8 protein-coding genes are annotated in these 21,410 nt (G+C 38.8%); all 8 read left to right on the top strand.

All coding sequences use genetic code 11. The annotated features are described in order from the left end of the window. Window position 1: 1 nt before the first annotated feature. Entirely contained in the window at window positions 2–1,417 is a 1,416-nt protein-coding gene (locus VB732_RS15465) for a condensation domain-containing protein (RefSeq protein WP_323231751.1), read from the top strand. A 246-nt stretch (window positions 1,418–1,663) separates the two neighbouring features. Then, window positions 1,664–2,554: a cupin-like domain-containing protein gene (locus VB732_RS15460; RefSeq protein ID WP_323231749.1), complete on the top strand. Its 891-nt coding sequence runs from the start codon at window positions 1,664–1,666 to the stop codon at window positions 2,552–2,554. A 62-nt stretch (window positions 2,555–2,616) separates the two neighbouring features. Continuing rightward, window positions 2,617–3,867 carry a diaminobutyrate--2-oxoglutarate transaminase gene (ectB, locus tag VB732_RS15455; protein ID WP_323231748.1) on the top strand — a complete coding sequence of 417 codons (1,251 nt, stop codon included), beginning with the start codon at window positions 2,617–2,619 and terminating at the stop codon, window positions 3,865–3,867. A 58-nt stretch (window positions 3,868–3,925) separates the two neighbouring features. Beyond that, window positions 3,926–6,673, top strand: coding sequence for an amino acid adenylation domain-containing protein (locus VB732_RS15450; RefSeq protein ID WP_323231746.1), 2,748 nt, complete (start codon window positions 3,926–3,928; stop codon window positions 6,671–6,673). Beyond that, a complete protein-coding gene (locus VB732_RS15445; protein WP_323231745.1) occupies window positions 6,670–10,149 on the top strand; it encodes an amino acid adenylation domain-containing protein in 3,480 nt (1,159 codons plus the stop codon). Before VB732_RS15450 ends, VB732_RS15445 begins: the two co-directional genes overlap by 4 nt. Window positions 10,150–10,153: 4 nt before the next feature. Further along, window positions 10,154–16,393, top strand: coding sequence for a type I polyketide synthase (locus tag VB732_RS15440; RefSeq protein WP_323231744.1), 6,240 nt, complete (start codon window positions 10,154–10,156; stop codon window positions 16,391–16,393). Further along, complete coding sequence (locus VB732_RS15435) at window positions 16,393–19,698, top strand: amino acid adenylation domain-containing protein (RefSeq protein ID WP_323231742.1); 3,306 nt, start codon at window positions 16,393–16,395, stop codon at window positions 19,696–19,698. The genes VB732_RS15440 and VB732_RS15435 overlap by 1 nt, the downstream gene beginning before the upstream one ends. Window positions 19,699–19,758: 60 nt before the next feature. Next, window positions 19,759–21,399 carry a pyridoxal-dependent aspartate 1-decarboxylase PanP gene (gene panP / locus VB732_RS15430; protein WP_323231741.1) on the top strand — a complete coding sequence of 547 codons (1,641 nt, stop codon included), beginning with the start codon at window positions 19,759–19,761 and terminating at the stop codon, window positions 21,397–21,399. Window positions 21,400–21,410: the final 11 nt, after the last annotated feature.

Raw genomic sequence — 21,410 nt, 5'->3', positions numbered from 1 at the left:
AATGGAAACAAAAAGTATTGAAGATATATACGAACTAACGCCTGTACAAAAAGGTATGCTATTTCACTGTTTGTTTGATAGCGAATTGTCCTTATACTTTTTCCAGCATGTCTTTACTATAAGTGGCAATCTGAACGTAGAAGCGTTTGAAAAAGCTTGGCAACTTGTTATTGACCGCCATCCCATTTTACGTACCGGATTTTATTGGGAAGAAATTGAAAATCCGCTACAAATTGTGTACAATCAAGTAAAAGTGCCCCTAAGTTGTTATGACTGGTCTAATATAAATTCAGTTGAACAAAAGACGCAACTTGACGCTTTTATTGTTAGCGATCGCCAAAAAAGTTTTGACTTTTCTCAACCATGTTTGATGCGTCATACTTTAATCCGCTCTACGGATGAAAAGTATATATATATTTGGAGTTTTAACCACATCATTATTGATGGTTGGGGTGGTTCGCTAGTATTCCAAGAGTTTGTGGAAACTTATGGAATGCTTTGTCAAGATAAAGAAATTTCTTTAGCACCTACTCGTCCTTTTAGGGACTACATTGATTGGTTACAGCAACAAGATATATCGAAAGCTGAACTTTTTTGGCGGCAAGCATTACAAGGTATCAAAGCACCAACTCCTTTGACTTATATGGAAAAAATAGATGAAATTGACCAATCATCTAACCAGGAAGTAAGGTATAGTGAAGAAATAATTCAGTTATCATCAACTAATACACAAGCCCTACAGTTTTTTGCTAAACAAAACCGTCTTACCCTTGCTACCATAATTAATGGTATTTGGGCAATTCTTCTTAGTCGCTATACTTGTCGCAATAATATATTGTATGGCTGCACTGTTAGCGGACGACCAGCAGATTTGCATGGAGTGGAATCAATGGTTGGTATGTTTGTTAATACTTTGCCCATCCATGTAAATATAGATCCTGAACAGCTTTTTCTATCATGGTTACAACGCTTTCAGCTTCAATTAGTTGAGGTACGCGATTATGAATATACTCCATTAACAGAAGTTCACAACTGGAGTGAAATTCCTAAAAAATTAACTCTGTTTGAAAGTATTGTAGTGCTTGAAAACTTCCCAGTCAGCGAATTTATCCGAGATTGGCAGGGAAATATAGAATTTCAACACACAGAATTATATTACCGAAATAACTATCCTCTGAATTTGGTTGTCTATCCAAACAAAGAGTTATTAATCGCTATTTCTTATGATTCTAGAAGATTTGATACTGTTACAATTACTGGCATCCTCAAAGATGTTGAAATGCTGCTGCAAGGGTTGATAACTAACCCTCACTTTAAAATTAAAAACTTACCTTTGTTGACACCAGAGCAACAGCAAATAGCTTCAGGTTTAGAACAAGAAGCATCATTTGATTGGGCTTTTGCTTTGTCAAATTAAATTAATTATTCTTCCAGCACAGTGTAATAAATCAAAGAGGTAAAGCAATACATTTGACATAAGACCAAAACCCTTGTAGAGACGGCGATTTATCGCGTCTCAAAAACCCCAAATTTTTGCCAGTAGCCCTTAACTGAACCGTATTGAGAAGTAAAGATTATTTATTCAGATAATATTCTTTTTGGCATCGCCACAAATTAATTAAGTGGAAAATTAAATGTTTGTAAACAAGAAAAGGTAGAAAGCATGATCATCTCAAATACAAATGAAATAGAGCGAAGATATAAACTAACTAGTCAGGAATTTAAGTCAAATTATGTTAACTGTGGAAAACCAGTTGTCATCTCAGGAGCGATTAAAAATTGGGAGAGCTTTGATAAATGGTCTTTAGAATATTTGCAAAACTTATCTCCTAATTTAAAAATATATGCAAAGAAATTTAGTAGTAAGAAGGGAATTGAATTATGCAGTTTGACAATGGAAAAATATGTAGAATTAATTAAAGAATATGAAGAAAGCAATCAAAAAACTAATTTACCACCCTATTGTCATGACTTGCCACTATTTAGCTTAATACCTTCACTAATAGAAGATGTTCAACCATTTCCTTTAGATTATTTACCAAAATGGTATCGGTACAAATGGTGGCGCTACTGTCAATTTTTTATCGGTGCTTCTAATAGCCTTACTCCACTACATTTTGATTGTCTTCTGACTAATAATATCTTTTTTCAACTTGTTGGACGGAAAGAATTTACAATATTGATACCTGAAGATGGTAAATATTGTTATCGCAAAGGCTGGCGATGGTTTTTAGTTAATCCAGAAAATCCAGATTTTAATAAATATCCTGACTATAAAAATGCCAGACCGATTAAATTTATTGTAAATCCTGGCGATATTTTATATATGCCCCCTGGAACGCTACATCACGTTAGAAGTTTAGATATGTCAATTTCTTTTAATATCGATTGGCATACTCATAAGAGTTCGCTGAAGGCTATGGCAGCTATCAAAAAAGGAATGCCAGTTCAAAACTTATACTATAACTTTTTACTAACTATGGGTTTAGTATTCAAAGTACCTCCTCAGATTATTTTTAAATTCTATAAATCTTATCTAAATTATGTTTCTTAAAAAGACTATGACAAAGATATGAAGTGTACATCCTCAATTTGTAATTCTAACAAAAGAATCTCATGAATATATTTGAGAAGTGTGAATCCAACGTCAGAAGCTATTGTCGTAATTTTCCTGATATATTTCATAGAGCTAAAGGTTCTATCATTTATTCTGACTCAGGTAAAGAGTATATTGATTTTTTTGCCGGAGCAGGGGCTTTAAATTATGGACATAATCATGACTATATAAAACAAAAAGTCATGTCATATTTAGATGCCGATGGAATCGCACATGGCTTAGATATGTATACTTCAGCTAAAGAGAAATTCTTAGCTAAGTTTGATGAGTTAGTACTAAGTTCTAAAAAGTTAGATTATCGCATTCAATTTTGTGGGCCGACAGGAACCAATGCTGTCGAAGCGGCTTTAAAGTTAGCACGAAAAGTCAAGCAAAGATCGGGTATATTCTCCTTCATGGGGGCATATCATGGAATGACTTTAGGTAGCCTATCCATTACCGGCAATACTGAAATTAGAGCAGGGGCAATTGGTATAGCAAGTAATGTAACTTTCATGCCTTATCCCTATGGATTTATGGAAAGCTTTGACACAATAGAATATATAGAAACAGTATTAAATGATGTAAATTCGGGAATTGAAAAACCAGCAGCAATTATCTTTGAAACAGTGCAAGCTGAAGGTGGAGTTGTTGTAGCTCCTATTGAATGGATGCAGCGACTCAGAAAATTATGCAACGATCATGATATCTTATTAATTTGCGATGATATTCAAGTCGGCTGCGGTAGAACAGGGGCTTTCTTTTCTTTTGAAAGAGCAGGTATAGTTCCTGATATTGTAGTACTCTCTAAATCTATTAGTGGTTATGGATTTCCCATGTCACTATTATTAATTAAGCCAGAGTGTGATATATGGGAACCGGGTGAACATAATGGTACTTTTAGAGGTAATCAATTAGCATTTATCGGAGCGACTGCTGCTTTAGAATATAGAGAAAGTAGTAATCTGGAACAGGATGTCAAAAATAAAGAGCTTTTTTTGAAAAACTTTCTCACTGAGAAAATAGCATCAATTAGTGAGAATATAACAATCCGGGGAATCGGCATGATTTGGGGGATTGATGTGAAAAATTTTGGTGGTAATACTTTTGCTAGAAGCATAACATCGCGTTGTTTTGAACTCGGATTAATAGTTGAATTAGCGGGTAGGAATGATACTGTCATTAAAATATTGCCTCCGTTAGTAATAGATATGTCTACATTACAAAATGGTTGCTCAGTCATTGAGAAAGCTTTTAGTGAATGTGTATAAAACTATATTGAGGTACTAGAACTTATTATCCGGTAATCAATTAAATTTAAGGAAAGGTATGAGCAGAGATTTAGAGCCAACTAACTTATTTAGCCAAAAAATCTATTGGATAAACCAACTATCGGGAGAATTGCCAGAAACAAATCTCATGCTCGACTATGTGAGACCTTTGGTTTATAGTGGCAAAAATCAATCTTTTAGCTTTGAGTTAACCAAGGATTTATCTCAAGCAATCATTAAGCTATGTAAGGGTTCATACTTATCAATTTACATAATACTTGTATCTACATTAAATATATTTTTGCAAAAATATACTGGGAATGATGATGTTATTATCGGAATCCCTTTATCGGACAAAATCGCTAAGAATGGCATAAATAGTAAGGTTCTTCCCTTACGTAATCAGGTTACACCTGAAATTTCATTCAAAAATTTTCTTTTTCAAGTCCAAAGTTCTATAATAGGTGCTTACAGTCATCAAATCTCTGATTTTGATGAATTAATTAAATTGTTAGAGATACCAAAAAATCCTAACCGCTCTGCGATTTTTGATATAGTAATTTTATTAGAAAATATCCATTCTCAAACAGATTTCGCTGAACTAAATAATGACATAACTATTTCTTTTAAGTCTGATGATAAAATTATTATTGCTACTATTGAATATAGCGAACAGCTATTTCAAGCTGAAAATATAAGATTGATGAGTAGATATTATATTAATCTGCTTGAAAATATTATTAATAACATTGATATTAACATATCGGATATTGCTTTATTACGAAATAATGACAAGCAACAACTTCTCAAGGAATACAACAATAAAGTTAAAATATATCCAGTTAGTCAGACAATAAATGAATTATTTGAAAAACAAGTATCTCAAAGTCCAAACAACATAGCTGTAGTTCATCAAGAAACTAAATTAACTTATCAGGAACTCAATAATAAAGCTAATCAGTTAGCAGAATTATTGCAAAAATTAGGAGTCCGTAAAGGAGAGTTTGTAGGAATTTTTAAAGACCGCGATATCAATTTTCTCATTGCTATCCTGGCGATATATAAAGCAGGTGGAGCATACGTACCCATTGATAGTACTTACCCACCAAATCGAATTAAATATATGCTATCTAATAGCGAAGTTAGATTTATCGCCACAGATTACTCATTAATAAACTTGTTACCTAACTTAGTAAAGGATTGTCTAAAATTAGAATCAATTATTTGTTTAGATGATATTTTATCTGGCCAAATAGAAACTGTAAATAAAACAGGTTTGAAGGTATATAGTAAACTTGATTTTGATAATCTGACGATTGATAATATCCAACATATTAATGATGCTAATGACCCAGCTTATATGCTTTATACTTCAGGGTCTACAGGATTACCAAAGGGGGCAATTGTCAGACATGATGGGGCAGTAAATCATATCTATGCCCAATTTGATGAGTTAGATTTAAAGTCAGATTTTTGTTTTCTTCAAAGCGCTCCTGCTTCTACAGATATTTCTGTATGGCAATTTTTAGCCCCGCTTTTAATTGGGGGGAAGACGGTAATAGTAGATATTGAAACTGTTGCCATTCCTGATAAACTATTTAAAGTACTAAAATCAGAAAAAATTACAGTTGTTGAATTAGTACCAGCGTTATTTGGGAGCTTACTTGAATATACTTCCCAGCTACCAATTACCGAAAGAGAATTACCTGATTTGAAATGGATGATGGTTGTAGGAGAATCAGTATCGGTTAGTTGGGTAAATAAGTGGCTGAAAATATACCCTTCTATCAAAATTGTTAACGCCTATGGCCCAACTGAAGCTGCTGATGATATCACCCAGTTTATTGTTGACAAGCCTTTTGATGAAAATCAACGAACAGTTCCAATAGGTAAACCATTAGCAAACTTAAATCTCTACATTCTTGATAAGCAAATGCAACTATTACCTATTGGCGCTGCTGGAGAGATTTGTGTATCGGGAATTGGTGTAGGTGCTGGATACTGGAAAAATCAAGAAAAAACTAATTTAAGTTTTGTTCCTAATCCTTTTACAGATGGGAGTCAGAAATTACCAGGAAATCGCAAAGATTTAATCTATAAGACTGGAGATTTGGGAAGATGGCTTCCTGATGGAAATATAGAATTTCTTGGACGCATTGACCATCAGGTAAAAATTCGTGGTTTTAGGATTGAACTTGGAGAAATTGAGACATTTATCGGTCAGCATCAGGCTGTTAGAGAAGCTGTAGTTGTAGTTAGAGAAGAAAACCCTAATGATAAATATTTAGTGGCTTATGTTGTTCCTAGTCAGGAGTGGCATCAAAATGAGCAAACTAGTAGCGAACTAGTCCAAGAATTACGCGATTTACTTAAACAAAAGCTACCAGCTTATATGATTCCTTCTGCTATTTTAGTGCTTGAAGCTTTGCCTATAAGCCCAAGTGGGAAAGTAGATCGTCAAGCATTACCTATACCAAAGTTTCAGAATGAATCGGAAGTCAGTTTTGTTGCACCTCGTACTCCAACAGAGCAGATAGTTGCTGATATCTGGATGCAAATATTAAAGCGAGAGCATATAGGTATTCATGATAACTTCTTTGATTTAGGTGGACATTCTTTATTGGCGACTCAAGTTATTTCTCGATTACGGGAAGTATTTAAAATAGAGTTACCTTTACGGAGTTTATTTGAAGGATCTACCGTAGCTGAAATGGTAGAGCGAATCGAGAAAATGCTGACAGTTCAACAGCTACAAGTAGTTTCTCTGGATGCGGTACACCAAGAGCGCGAGGAGATAGAAATATGAAAACTATTGAAGAGTTTTTATCTGAACTTTGTCGTCTCGATATCAAGCTATGGGTTGAAGAAAATCGCTTGCGTTGTAACGCTCCTAAAGATGTGCTGACATCAGCTATTAAAGCAGAATTAGCTGAACGCAAAGAAGAAATTATTGCTTTTATTGGCAATAACAATGTAGATGTAAATTCTGATAATTATCTAATTAATCCAGTGCCACGAGAGGGTAATCTCCCTCTCTCCTTTGCTCAACAAAGACTCTGGTTTATTGACCAGTTGCAACCAAATAGTAACTTTTATAATTTACCTGCGGCACTTCATATTAAAGGCTTGCTCAATATAACAGCGCTGGAAAATACTCTTAACGAAGTTGTCCGACGACATGAAGTTTTAAGAACTACTTTTGTTTCACAACAAGGGCAACCCATTCAAGTCATTCACCCCAGCTTGACTTTAAGTTTACCTGTTATTAATTTACAAGAATTACCGCAAGTAGAGCAAGAAGCTGAAGTTAAAAGATTTCTGATTAAAGAAGCCTCACAATCTTTCAACTTAGCTCAAACACCATTGCTGCGATGTACTCTCTTGAAATTAGCTGAAGAAGAGTATGTAGTCATGTTTACCATGCATCACATCATTTCTGATGGGTGGTCAATGGGAGTACTTATTCAGGAAATAGCTGCGCTTTATGAAGCCTTTTCTCTAAATCAAGCTTCACCGCTTCCAGAATTACCTATTCAATATGCAGATTTTGCTGTTTGGCAGCGCCAAGGGTTGCAGGGAGAAGTTCTTGACAATCTCCTCACGTACTGGAAAAAACAGCTTAGTGGTAATCTCCCTGTCTTGCAATTGCCTACAGATTATCCCCGACAACCAATTCAGACTTTCCGGGGGAAAAGACAATCATTTTCTTTATCCACTGATTTAACTGAGGCGTTAAAGACACTCAGCCGGAATCAAGATACTACTCTTTTCATGACCTTGTTAGCAGGGTTTAAAACTTTATTACATCGCTACAGCAGTCAAGAAGATATTTTGGTCGGTTCTGCGATCGCAAATCGTAACTGCAAAGATATCGAACCACTAATCGGTTTTTTTGTCAATACCCTGGTGCTGCGTACTGATTTCACTGGCAATCCCACTTTTAGAGAATTGTTGAGACGTGTACGTGAGACGACTTTAGAAGCATACAGCCACCAGGATATACCTTTTGATTTGTTAGTTGAAGAATTACAGCCACAGCGAAATTTAAGCCATGCGCCTTTGTTTCAAGTGATGTTTGTTCTTCAAAATACCCCGATGTCTGCGTTAGAACTCTCAGGTTTAACTTTGAATTTCCTGGAGAATCACGCAAACACAGCAATGTTTGATTTAACCCTTGACATGAAGGAGACAGAAGGGGGATTAGTTGGAGCTTTAGAATATAATACTGATTTATTTAATGACAGCACTATTACTCGGATGGTGGGGCATTTACAGACCTTGCTCACAAGTATTGTTGCTAATTCAGAGCTACGGGTTTCAGAATTATCACTGCTAACAGAACCTGAAAAACATCAATTACTGCTGGAATGGAATAATACAGAGGTTGCATATCCTCAACAGCAATGTATTCATGAGTTATTTGAACTGCAAGTAGAACAAACACCCGATGCAGTAGCAGTGGTATTTGAAGATGAGCAATTGAGCTATCGTGAACTCAACACCAAAGCTAATCAATTGGCCCATTACTTGCAAAAGTTGGGAGTAAAGCCAGAAGTATTGGTGGGGATTTGTGTAGAGCGATCGCTATCTACAATTATTGGGATTTTAGCCATCCTCAAAGCAGGTGGAGCTTATGTACCACTTGACCCAGCGTATCCATCAGAACGTTTAGCTTTCATATTGCAGGATGCTCAGGTTTCAGTATTACTAACACAGCAGCATTTCATAGAGAATTTGCCACAGCATCAAACTAATGTTGTTTGTTTAGATACTGACTGGGAAAGGATCGTTCAGGAAAGCCCGCAAAATCCAATCAGTGGATGTACAAGCGATCGCTTGGCTTATATCATTTATACATCTGGCTCAACGGGTCAACCCAAGGGCGTGTTAGTCAATCACAGCAATGTAGTTCGTCTGTTCGCAGCAACGGAACATTGGTATAAATTTAATCAAGATGATGTTTGGACACTGTTCCATTCCATAGCCTTTGATTTTTCCGTTTGGGAACTTTGGGGGGCGCTGCTGTATGGCGGCAAAATAGTTATAGCACCTTACTGGCTAAGTCGTTCGCCAGAAGATTTCTACAAATTGCTGTTAAAGCAGCAAGTGACGGTACTTAACCAAACGCCTTCTGCTTTTTCTCAACTCATACAGGTAGAGGAATCTTTGGGAACTGCCGAAGGGCTAAATCTGCGATTGGTAATCTTCGGTGGAGAAGCGCTGCAACTGGAAAGCTTAAGACCTTGGTTTGAACGTCATGGCGACCAGTTTCCCCAGTTAGTAAATATGTACGGCATTACAGAAACAACCGTCCATGTTACATATCGTCCACTGACAAAGGCAGACTTAGAAGTAGGATTAGGAAGTATTATTGGTCGTCCAATTCCTGACTTGCAAGTTTATTTATTAGATCAATATCGCCAACTAGTACCCATTGGAGTTAAGGGTGAGATGTACATTGGTGGTGCTGGTGTGACACGGGGTTATTTAAATCGATCAGAATTAACAACTGAAAGATTTATTTCCCATCCCTTTAGCGATCGCCCCAACGCACGCCTTTACAAATCCGGCGACTTAGCGCGTTATCTCCCCAATGGAGACATTGAATACCTGGGACGGATTGACGATCAGGTGAAAATTCGCGGCTTCCGTATTGAATTGGGAGAAATTGAAGCACTTATTAGTCAACACCCAGCAGTACGCGAAACTGTAATTGTGGTAGCCGAATCTCAACGAATAGTTGCTTATGTAGTCCCGCAAATCGAGCAAACACTTGAAATTCCTGAATTGCGAAGCTTTCTAGAGTCAAAGCTACCAAGTTACATGATGCCAGCAGCTTTTGTATTGCTAGAGGCATTCCCACTTACACCTAATGGAAAAGTCGATCGCAAAGCATTACCCGAACCCGATACAGCGCGTCCAGAATTAGAGGCAGCTTATCAGCCACCCCAAACTGAGGTAGAAAAAACTATTGCTGAGATTTGGCAAAAAGTACTTCAACTTGAAGATGTCGGAATTCATGATAATTTCTTTGAACTTGGTGGTCATTCATTACTTTTAGTTCAGGTTCATAATCAGTTACGAGAAATATTTCAGAGAGATTTATCTGTACTCGACCTGTTTAGATATCCTACTATCAACTCTTTAGCAAATTATTTAAATCAAGTTAAACAACAACCATCTTCTTCTGTGGCAGATATTGTCATCGAAAAAATTACAGATGGAAAAACTCAACAAAGAAAGCGGTTACAAAAACTTAAATCTATAGGAAATATTATTTAAAATTATGAATATTACTACAACAAATTCTCTCACTGGCTCAGAAATAGCAATTATCGGTTTATCAGGGCGCTTTCCGGGAGCCAAAGATATTGATGAATTCTGGGATAATCTGCAAAATGGCGTAGAATCAATTTCCTTTTTCACTGATGAAGAATTATTGTCAGCAGGGATAAGTTCATCTATATTAAATGACCCTAATTATGTCAAAGCACAAGGTGTATTAGAAGATGCAGAATTTTTTGATGCCGAATTTTTTGGCTATAATCCCAGAGAAGCAGAAATAACAGATCCACAACATCGAATTTTTTTAGAGTGTGCTTGGTCAGCCTTAGAAAATGCGGGATATGATTCCCAAAATTATCAAGGTGCGATTGGGGTTTATGGTGGCTCTGCTTTGAACACCTATTTACTTAATATTTATCTCAATCCAAATATCATCAACTCTATCGATCCTCAGCAATTAATTCTTGCAGGTAATAAAGATTTCTTAACTACTCGCGTTTCTTACAAACTCAACTTAGAAGGGCCAAGTTATGCGGTGCAGACTGCTTGCTCAACTTCATTGGTTGCTGTCCACTTAGCTTGTCAAAGTCTACTCAATGGCGAATGTGATATCGCTTTAGCTGGTGGGGTTGCTATCAGCGCCACCAGAAAAGATGGGTATGTATACACAGAAGGGGGGATATTATCTCCCGATGGACATTGCCGGGCTTTTGATGCTGATGCCCAGGGTTCTGTGGGCGGTGAGGGTGTGGGCATTGTCGTGTTGAAACGATTGGAAGATGCTTTGAACGATCGCGATCGCATTCATGCTGTAATCAAAGGATCGGCAATCAATAATGATGGTTCATTCAAAGTCAGCTACACAGCGCCCCGCATCGATACTCAAGCAAAGGTAATTAGAACAGCCCAAATAGTCGCTGAAGTAGAACCAGAAACTATCACTTATATAGAAACTCACGGGACTGCAACAGCTTTAGGAGATCCGATTGAAATTGCTGCTTTGACACAAGCTTTTCGCTCTAGTACCGAAAATATTGGATTCTGCGCCATTGGTTCCGTTAAAACTAATATTGGGCATTTGGATACTGCGGCTGGTGTGACGGGATTAATCAAAACCGTTCTCGCACTCAAGCACAAACAAATACCTCCTAGCTTACATTTCACTTCCCCTAATCCCGAAATTGACTTTGCCAATAGTCCTTTTTACGTCAATACCAAACTTGCGGAATGGGAAACAAATGGCAGCCCCCGACGTGCGGGAGTTAGTTCCTTTGGGTTAGGAGGAACTAATGTGCATCTGGTTGTTGAAGAAGCCCCAGTTGCGGAAGTTTCGAGTTCCTCTCGTCCTTGGCAACTGTTAATGTTATCTGCCAAAACTAGTTCAGCACTGGAAACGGCTACCACGAATTTAGCTGATTATTTGCAAGAACATCCCGATTTAAACCTTGCCGATGTCGCTTATACATTGCAGGTTGGGCGGAGAACTTTCGATTATCGGCGTGCAGTTGTCTGCCGAGATATGCAAGATGCTGTCAACGCGCTTCAAGAACCAAAGCGAGTTTTAACCAGTACTCAGAAAACTCAGGAACGCTCTGTTGCCTTTATGTTTTCTGGGTTGGGAACTCACTATGTTGATATGGCTTTGGAACTTTACCAAACTGAATCAACATTTCGCGCCTCGGTTGACCAATGCTGCGAACTCCTCAAACCCCATCTTGGTCTTGATTTGCGAGATGTCTTGTATCCTCAGAATGGAAAGAAACCAAGCTCTCTCTCTGCTGGGCTAGATTTGCGAAAAATGTTAGGTCGTGGAACGGAACAAACTGATGCCAGCAGTCAAAAGCTGAATCAAACTTTTCTCACCCAACCAGCTATTTTCGTCATTGAATACGCTTTAGCTCAGTTGTGGATATCATGGGGAATTCGCCCTTCGGCAATGATTGGCTACAGCATCGGGGAATATGTAGCAGCGACTCTAGCCGAGGTTTTATCTCTGGAAGATGCTTTAACTTTGGTAGCTAAAAGAGCGCAAATGATTGAAGAGTTACCAAGTGGGGCAATGCTAGCGATCGCTCTTTCAGAAGAAGAAATAAAGCCTCTGTTAAATGATAAAATCTCCATGTCTGCAATTAACGGCTCATCGTTATGTGTAATTGCAGGTTTCACCGATGCGATTGAAGAATTAGAACGACAGTTAAATGAACGGGGTTTAGTTGGTAAACGTTTACAGACTTCTCATGCTTTCCATTCTGTAATGATGGAAGCGATCGCACCAACTTTTCACGATTTAGTTAACACATTCAGCCTCAAACCTCCAAAAATTCCTTATTTATCCAACGTTACAGGAACTTGGATTACCGCAGACCAAGCAACAGATCCCAGTTATTGGGTAAAACACCTCTGTCAAGCAGTCCGCTTTGCTGATGGGGTAAAACAGTTATGGCAAAAAGATAATCCGATTTTGCTAGAAGTTGGCCCTGGTCAAGCATTGAGCAGTTTTGCATCGCAATGTCTAGAAAGTGACGATAGAGCTAAATCTGTGATGCTGCCCTCCCTGCGCCATTCCTACGAGCAACAGTCAGATGTCGCCTTTTTAATGAACACATTAGGCCGCCTTTGGTTGGCAGGGGTAAAAGTAGATTGGTCTGGTTTTTATGTTCGTGAACAACGCGATCGCATCCCCCTACCGACGTATCCTTTTGAACGTCAGCGTTACTGGATTGATGCTAATCCTGAAGCTCAGTTAGCGATTGCATCGCCACAAGCATTACACAAAAAACCAAATATTGCTGACTGGTTTTATATCCCTTCTTGGAAACGCTCGCCCCATCTAGGAGGTAAATCAACATCAAAGCTAAGTTATGTAGTCTTTATTGATACTGCTGGATTTGGTTCAAAAATTGCCAAACAGTTTGAATTGCAAGGACATGATGTAATTACGGTGACTGTGGGAGAGAAGTTTAAGCAACTCAGTGATAACTCTTACGCAATTAATCCCCAATCGAGCCGTGACTATGATGCGTTGGTGAAGGAACTATGGAATTTTAAATCAAATGCGATCGCAGAATGGCATTTCGTCCATCTTTGGAGTCTTATCCCCAACGCGCAATCATCCCATCAGTTTTTTGAAGAATGCCAAAATATAGGTTTTTATAGTTTACTTTTCTTAGCGCAAGCATTGGGCAAACAAGAAGTTACCGATATCCAAATTTTGGTAGCAACCAACAATATCCAAGAAGTGAACGGTGATGAACAGTTGTGTCCCGAAAAGGCAACTGTCTTGGGAATTTGTAAAGTGATTCCTCAAGAGTATCCGAACATCACCTGTCGTCAAATTGATGTAGTTATTCCTGAATCAGGGACACGCCAAGAAAATCAACTTATAGAGCAACTTGTAACAGAATTTACTCAAACTGCACCTGAAAATATAGTTGCTTACCGTGGCAAACATCGCTGGATACAAACTTTTGAACCAATACAACTCGAAGAACCAAATCAAGAAACAATTCCTATCAGAGAAGGGGGAGTATATTTAATTGTTGGTGGTTTGGGGGATGTTGGCTTGGTGTTGGCAGAATATCTTGCCCAAACAGCGCACACTAAACTAATTCTCACAGGCCGTTCAGGTTTGCCCACAAAAACAGAGTGGTTGCAATGGCTAGCGACGCATGATGATAACGATGAGATCAGCCGCAAAATCCAGAAAATCCAAGCATTAGAAGCCTTGGGTGCAGAAGTTTTGATTTGTCGCGCTGATGTTGCTAATCTCGAACAGATGCAAGCAGTAATGACTCAAGCATCAAACCGCTTTGGTGAGATTCATGGTGTCATTCATACCGCAACCGTGAGAGTGTACAACACTGTTCAACAAATAAGCAAAACTGAGTGTGAAACTCAATTACGCTCCACAGGCTACGGGTTATTTGTATTAGAAAAAATACTACAAGAAAAGCAACTCGATTTCTGCGTAGTCATATCGTCATTAGCATCAGTTCTGGGCGTAATGGGCATGGCTGCCTATCCAGCAGCGCACATATTCACGGATGCTTTTGTACACAAACATAATCAAACAAGTCTTGTTCCTTGGTTGAGTATCAATTATGGCGACTGGATAACTCAAGAGTTCTCGGAATCAATGACTGTGCCCAAAGAGGCAGAGGGGAAGGGGGCAGGGGGCAGGGGGAATGCTCCTTCCTCTCTGCCGTGGAGCGGAGCGGAACATGGGTATGAAGCCCCTCCTTCGGTGGTCGCTCTTACTGAGGCGGAGTACAAGCTTCGTCTCAGTTTTCCCCCTTGCTCCCTGCTCCCTGCTCCCTTGCCTCTTTTGCCCAAAGGTGCTGACTCGATGATGACGCGGCAAGAAGGACTAGAGGTTTTTAAACGTGCCTTATCTGCAAGTAAATTTACACAGATAGTTACATCCACGGTAGACTTGCAAACTAGTATCAAGAGATGGATTCAACTAGAGTTTAATCAAAATTCTCAACCTGCATCAAAAAGCAATTCCGCTTCATCTTATGTAAGACCTAATTTAGATAATGCTTATGTTGCTCCCAGAAGTGAGGTAGAAGAAACTATTGCTCATATCTGGCAAGAACTTCTTGGCATTGGACAAGTAGGCATCGACGATAGCTTTTTCGAGTTGGGTGGGGATTCGGTACTTGGCATTCAAGTTAGCGCTAGAGCCGCTAAAGCAGGTTTTCGGCTAACTCCTCAGCAATTATTTGAGCATCAGACGATCGCTAAATTAGCAGGAGTAATCAGTACCAGTCAAGTTGTCCAGGCTGAACAAGGCTTAGTAACTGGTTCACTACCCCTTACACCAATTCACCATCGGTTCTTTGAACGGAATATTTCAGAACCGCACCACTGGAACCAGTCAATTTTTTTAGAAGCCGCAGAAGTTATCGATCCGGCAGTGTTAGAGCAAGCATGGCAGCAATTACTATTACACCACGATGCATTGCGCTTGCGGTTCAAGTTTTCCGAATCTGGCTGGCAGGCAATGAATGCTGGCTATGAAGAGATCCCATTTACACACATAGATTTATCGGCATTGTCAGAAGATGCTCAAGAACTAGAAATAAAAACAATTACTGTTCAACTACAAACTAGTCTCAACCTGTCAGCAGGGCCAATTGTGCGGGTAACACTTTTTGACTTGGGTGCAAATAAATCCAGCCGCTTGCTCATCGTCGCCCATCACCTGGGAGTAGATCCCGGTTCTTGGCGAGTCTTGCTAGAGGATCTACAAACGGCTTATCAGCAAATCCGCCAGGGTAAGGCAATTGAACTGCCACCAAAGACAACTTCTTATAAACAATGGGCTTTGCGGCTAGAAGAATATGCTAACTCGGCAAATTTGCAGAAAGCCCAAAATTACTGGTTGAGCGATCGCCACAAGCAAGTTTCTCCTCTGCCAATAGATTATTCTGATAGCATCAACAATATGGCATCAGAGCAAATTGTATCAGTGACGCTGAGTGCCAAAGATACTCAAGCCCTGCTTCAAGAAGTTCCAGGAGTTTATCGAACTAATACCCAAGAAGTTTTGCTCACTGCTTTTGTCCAGGCTTTTGCCCAATGGACGGGTGAAAATTCACTCTTAGTTGACTTAGAAGAAAATGGGCGAGAAGTTAGTACTAGTGGTATAGATAATGTTGATATATCTAGAACTGTAGGATGGATTACTACTACCTATCCTGTACTTTTGGACTTGGAAAAAGCTGATAATCCAGGCGATGCGTTGAAAGTTGTGAAGGAGCAACTGCGTAGCATTTCTGGTGAAGGTCTTGATTATGGAGTGCTACGTTATCTCAGCCAGGATGAGGTAATTCAAAAGAAAATTCGGTCAATTCCCCAAGCAGAAGTAGCGTTTCTTTATGTTGGTCAGCTTGCTAAAAGTTTAGCTCAAGATTCTTTATTCCAATTGAGTGAAGAAATACCGGAAGGAATGAGTAGTTTACAAGCTACTCGTCAACATAAATTACATCTGATTGTGTCAGTTGTGGAAGGACAATTACAACTAGATTGGTACTATAGCAAGAATGTTCATGAACGTCAGACAATAGAAAAATTATCTGATAGTTTTGTCCAAGCACTTTTATCTTTAATTACTCACTGCCAGTCTTTAGAAGCAGGAGAGTATACCCCTTCCGATTTTTCGGCAGCAAATATAAATCAAGACAATTTAAGCAAATTACTAGCTCAGGTTGGTCAATCAGGTAGGAGGAATTCTTAATGAAACAAAATAATATTGAAGATATATATGAACTTTCTCCCATGCAGCAGGGTATGCTTTTTCACAAAATTGCTGCCCCTGGTTCAGTAGTATATTTCGAGCAAAATTGCCTGACTTTGCAAACTCAGCTTAATATCTCAGCCTTTCAAAAAGCTTGGCAGCGAGTTGTAGATCGCCATCCAATTTTGCGTACTTCTTTCTATTGGGATAATCTTGATAAACCATACCAAGTTGTTCATCAAAAAGTAGATTTGCCGTGGGAATTCCAAGATTGGCGAGAATTATCTTTTTCAGAGCAACAAAAGCAACTAAAAGAATTCTTAAAAACAGATGGCGATCGCGGCTTTGAACTTTCTGAAGCTCCTTTAATTCGGATAACATTAATTCAAGTGGCTGATGACACTTATGAATTTGTTTTCAGCTTTCACCACATATTAATGGAAGGATGGTCTATAAACTGGCTGTGGAAGGAATGCTATGAGTTTTATAATGCTTTTTGTCAAGGTAAAGATTTATATTTAGAATCTCCACGTCCTTATAAAGAATATATTGCTTGGCTACACCAACAAGACCTAGACAAAGCAGAGGCTTTTTGGCGGCAAAAGCTGAAAGGATTTACACTACCAACACCAATAATTGCAGCGAAAACTTCTGCTAGTGACCAAAAAGAAGATTATCAAAAGCAAGAAGTCTTGTTGTCAGCAACTATGACAACTGCCTTAAAATCCTTTGCGCGAAAACATCAGCTTACCTTAAATATCCTAATTAAAGGAGCTTGGGCTTTGCTGTTGAGCCGTTATAGCCAAAATTCAGATATAGTTTTTGGATCTACATCTTCGGGGCGACCGACTGCGCTAGCAGATGCCGAGTCTATGGTGGGATTATTTATCAACACACTGCCACTCAGGGTTGAAGTGGATAGTAATACTTTGCTCACACCTTGGTTGAAAAAACTGCAAGCTGAAGAAGTTCAGATGCGTGAATATGAATATAGCCCATTAATCAAAATTCAACAATGGAGTGAAATACCTCGTGGGTTACGACTATTTGATAGTATTTTAGTTTTTGATAATGAGTTAGTAGATTACAATCAAGGAGAGCTTGCTGAAAGTATAGGGATTGTTGAATCTCAGTTATTAAGCGATCGCTCATTATTTGACTGGACAAACTATCCTCTTACCTTGGGAGTAGTACCTAATTCAGATTTATTGAATCTCTCCATTTCTTATGATATCCGTCGCTTTGATAGTGATATTATTAGCCGAATGTTGGGGCATTTAAAAACCTTGCTAGAAGAATTTATCGCCAACCCCGAAAGAAAACTTCGGGAATTGCCGATGTTGACGGCAAAAGAAAGCGAGCAAATTCTTCAAGAATGGAATAATACAAAAGCTGAGTATTCTCAGGATAAATGTATCCATGAATTGTTTGAAGCGCAAGTAGAAAAAACACCCCACGCGATCGCAGTTGTTTTTGAAGATCAACAACTGACCTATCAGGAACTCAACACAAAAGCTAACCAACTAGCACATCAGTTACGTTCTTTTGGAGTCAAACCAGAAGTCTTGGTAGGGCTTTGTATGCAGCGCTCAATGGAGATGATAATTGGGTTATTGGCCATCCTAAAAGCTGGGGGAGCCTACGTACCAATTGACCCAACTTATCCGCAGCAACGATTGGAAATGTTGCTAAATGATGCTCAAGTGTCAGTATTATTTACCCAAAATTACCTCCAGGGTAAGTTACCAGCACATACAGCAAAAGTCATCTGCTTAGACGATGTTCATTGGCAATCAGGAATCTCAGAAAATCCTGTAAATCAAACCACTCCGACAAATTTAGCTTATGTAATTTATACATCAGGCTCTACTGGCATACCCAAAGGTGTCGCCATTCAACATCAGTCTTTGGTCAACTTTGTGCAAGCTGCGATCGCAGAGTACCAAATACAACCCCAAGACCGCATCTTGCAATTTGCTTCTATTAGCTTTGATGCCGCTTGTGAAGAAATTTTTCCTTGTTTGGTGAACGGGGCAACTTTGGTATTGCGAACTGATGAAATGTTGGTTTCAATCAAAGCTTTCAATGAAAAATGTCAACAGCATGGTGTATCAGTTTTAGATTTACCTACTGCTTTTTGGCATCAACTAACGTCTGAACTGGCAACATCAGCGTTAAAGTTACCAGAATCACTGCGCCTAGTTATTATTGGTGGTGAAAAAGCTTTACCAGATACAGTTAAGACGTGGCGAGAGCAAGTAGATTCACGTATCCGTTTAATTAATAGCTACGGGCCAACAGAAACTACAGTAGTGGCGACAATTTGCGATGTGGCAACTGTAGAGGGGGAAGTGCCAATTGGACGAGCGATCGCTAACATGCAAACATATCTGTTAGATGCTGATTTACAACCAGTTCCCATTGGCGTTTGGGGAGAATTGCATATTGGCGGAGTTGGTGTAGCTAGAGGCTATCTGAATCAACCAGAACTCACAGATCAGAAATTTATACCAAATCCTTTTAGTAAGCAGCCAGGTTCTCGTCTTTACAAAACAGGCGATCGCGTCCGCTACCGCAACGATGGTCAAATTGAATTTAGCGATCGCATTGACAACCAAATAAAAATTCGCGGCTTCCGTATTGAATTGGGGGAAATCGAGGCACTCATCAACGAACATCCATCTGTTCGGGAAGCTACAGTAATTGCTAGAAAAGATGTCTCATCTAAGCAGTTAGTCGCCTATGTAGTTGCTAATACCTCGGATCTTGTAAAAGAGCAGACATCAGCAGTTGTGTCCCAATTACGGCAGCATTTAGAAGCAACGCTGCCGAACTACATGATGCCATCAGCTTTTGTAATGCTAGATAAGCTGCCACTGACACCTAACGGTAAAATCGATCGCCATGCATTACCTGCACCGGATACAACAAGACCTGAATTAGAAGCAGCTTATCAGCCACCCCAAACCGAGGTAGAAAAAACTATTGCTAGCATCTGGCAAGAAATACTAAATATTGGGGACGTAGGAATTCATGACAATTTCTTTGAACTTGGTGGTCATTCATTGCTTTTAATTCAAGTTTATAGCAAGTTACAAAAAGTATTTCAGCGAGATTTTACCTTGGTTGATATGTTTGAATATCCCACTATCAGCCATTTGGCTAAATATTTTAGTCAGGAATCTAGCGAAGAAATATCTGTTTCACGCCATCCTCATAACTTAGAGAATAGAACAGCCTCGGTACAGCGACGAAAACAAGCGAGAAAAGAGCATCGAGCAGCAACACAGCAAAAAAACGTTTAGTTTTAACCAGGCGATCGCTAATACTAACAATCAAGTAAAAAATATTGCGGTAAACACAATATGACATTAAGCAAACAAGAAATGCTAAATAAAAGTTACTTTTTTGAATCTGAACAGACATTAGATGATGGCATAGAAGAGAAAGTAATGCAAATGTTTGCTTCATGCAATCAGGTAAGCTCTCTTGAAAAACAAATAGATGAAATAACCGATCAAATATCTCAAGATTTTTTAAGCACTATTGATTCTAATACCAACATTGATTTAGACTCATTACTAGAAAGATTTTCAGACAGTAAAATTCCTGTCCAACCAACTAACTTTGAAACCTATCTAAAATACATAGGCAACAATGTCGTTGCCCATTCAATACATACATCTTCGCCACGATTTATTGGTCACATGACCTCGGCGCTTCCTAGCTTTGTGCGTCCTTTGGCTAAACTCATGACGGCTATGAATCAAAACGCCGTCAAAATAGAAACCGCTAAATCCCTCAGCTTCTTTGAACGTGAAGCTTTAGCGATGTTACATCGACAGATTTATAATCTCTCTGAAGGTTTCTACACTCAACATATTCAAAACAACTTAAGTACACTAGGAATCTTGGTATCTGGTGGAACCGTGGCAAATATCACAGCACTTTGGTGTGCGCGAAATGCTGCATTAGGGCCAAAAGATGGATTCCTTGGTGTAGAAAAAGAAGGTTTAGCAGCTGCTTTAGATTTCTATGGCTACAAAGGAGCAGTGATTATTGGCTCTGACTTAATGCACTACTCTTTTGATAAAGCTGCTGATTTGATGAGCATTGGTATACAAGGTTTGATCAGAATTCCTGCTGATTGTAATAACCGAATTAACTTACCAGCGCTGCGCCAAACTGTTGCAGAATGTCGTCAGCAAAACCTACTAATTATTGCAATTGTCGGGGTTGCTGGTACGACAGATTCAGGTGGAGTTGATTCTCTAAAAGATATTGCGGAGATTGCACAAGAAGCCAATGTCCACTTCCATGTAGATGCTGCATGGGGAGGGCCACTAATTTTTTCTGAACAATATCGGCATAAACTTGCTGGTATAGAAAAAGCTGATTCAGTCACTATTGATGGACATAAACAATTGTATCTACCAATGGGAATTGGGATGGTATTTTTCCGCGATCCCTATCTAGCTTCTTCAATCGAAAAACAGGCTAGTTATACCATGCGTAAGGGATCATTTGATTTAGGTAAACGGGCTTTAGAAGGTTCTCGTCCAGGCATGGCCTTATTGCTACATGCTGGTTTAAAGTTGATTGGACTTAAGGGATATGAGTTTTTAATTGATGAAGGAATCCGAAAAACTCAATACATGGCTGCTTGTATTTCGGCTATGCCTGAATTTGAATTACTAGCAGAGCCTGATACCAATTTATTAATTTATCGCTATATTCCAGAGCAATTCCGAGGGCTGGTGGCTAAAAAAGCATTGACAGATATAGATAATGAAATAATCAATAATGTCAATGAATCTTTACAAAAAAACCAGCGCCAAATCGGTCATACTTTTATCTCCAGAACTATCAAAAAAAATATCAATTTTGGTAATGACAATCCTGTAGTTGCAATGCGGGCAGTGATTGCCAATCCTTTGACTACTGAAGAAGACATTCAAGCAGTTTTAAACGATCAAATCCAAATTGCTGCCAAAATATCAATTTGAAATTTTATAAA

This window comes from Nostoc sp. UHCC 0252 (assembly GCF_034931145.1).
Lineage (GTDB): Bacteria > Cyanobacteriota > Cyanobacteriia > Cyanobacteriales > Nostocaceae > Nostoc.
This window is presented reverse-complemented; position numbering and strand designations above follow the sequence as displayed.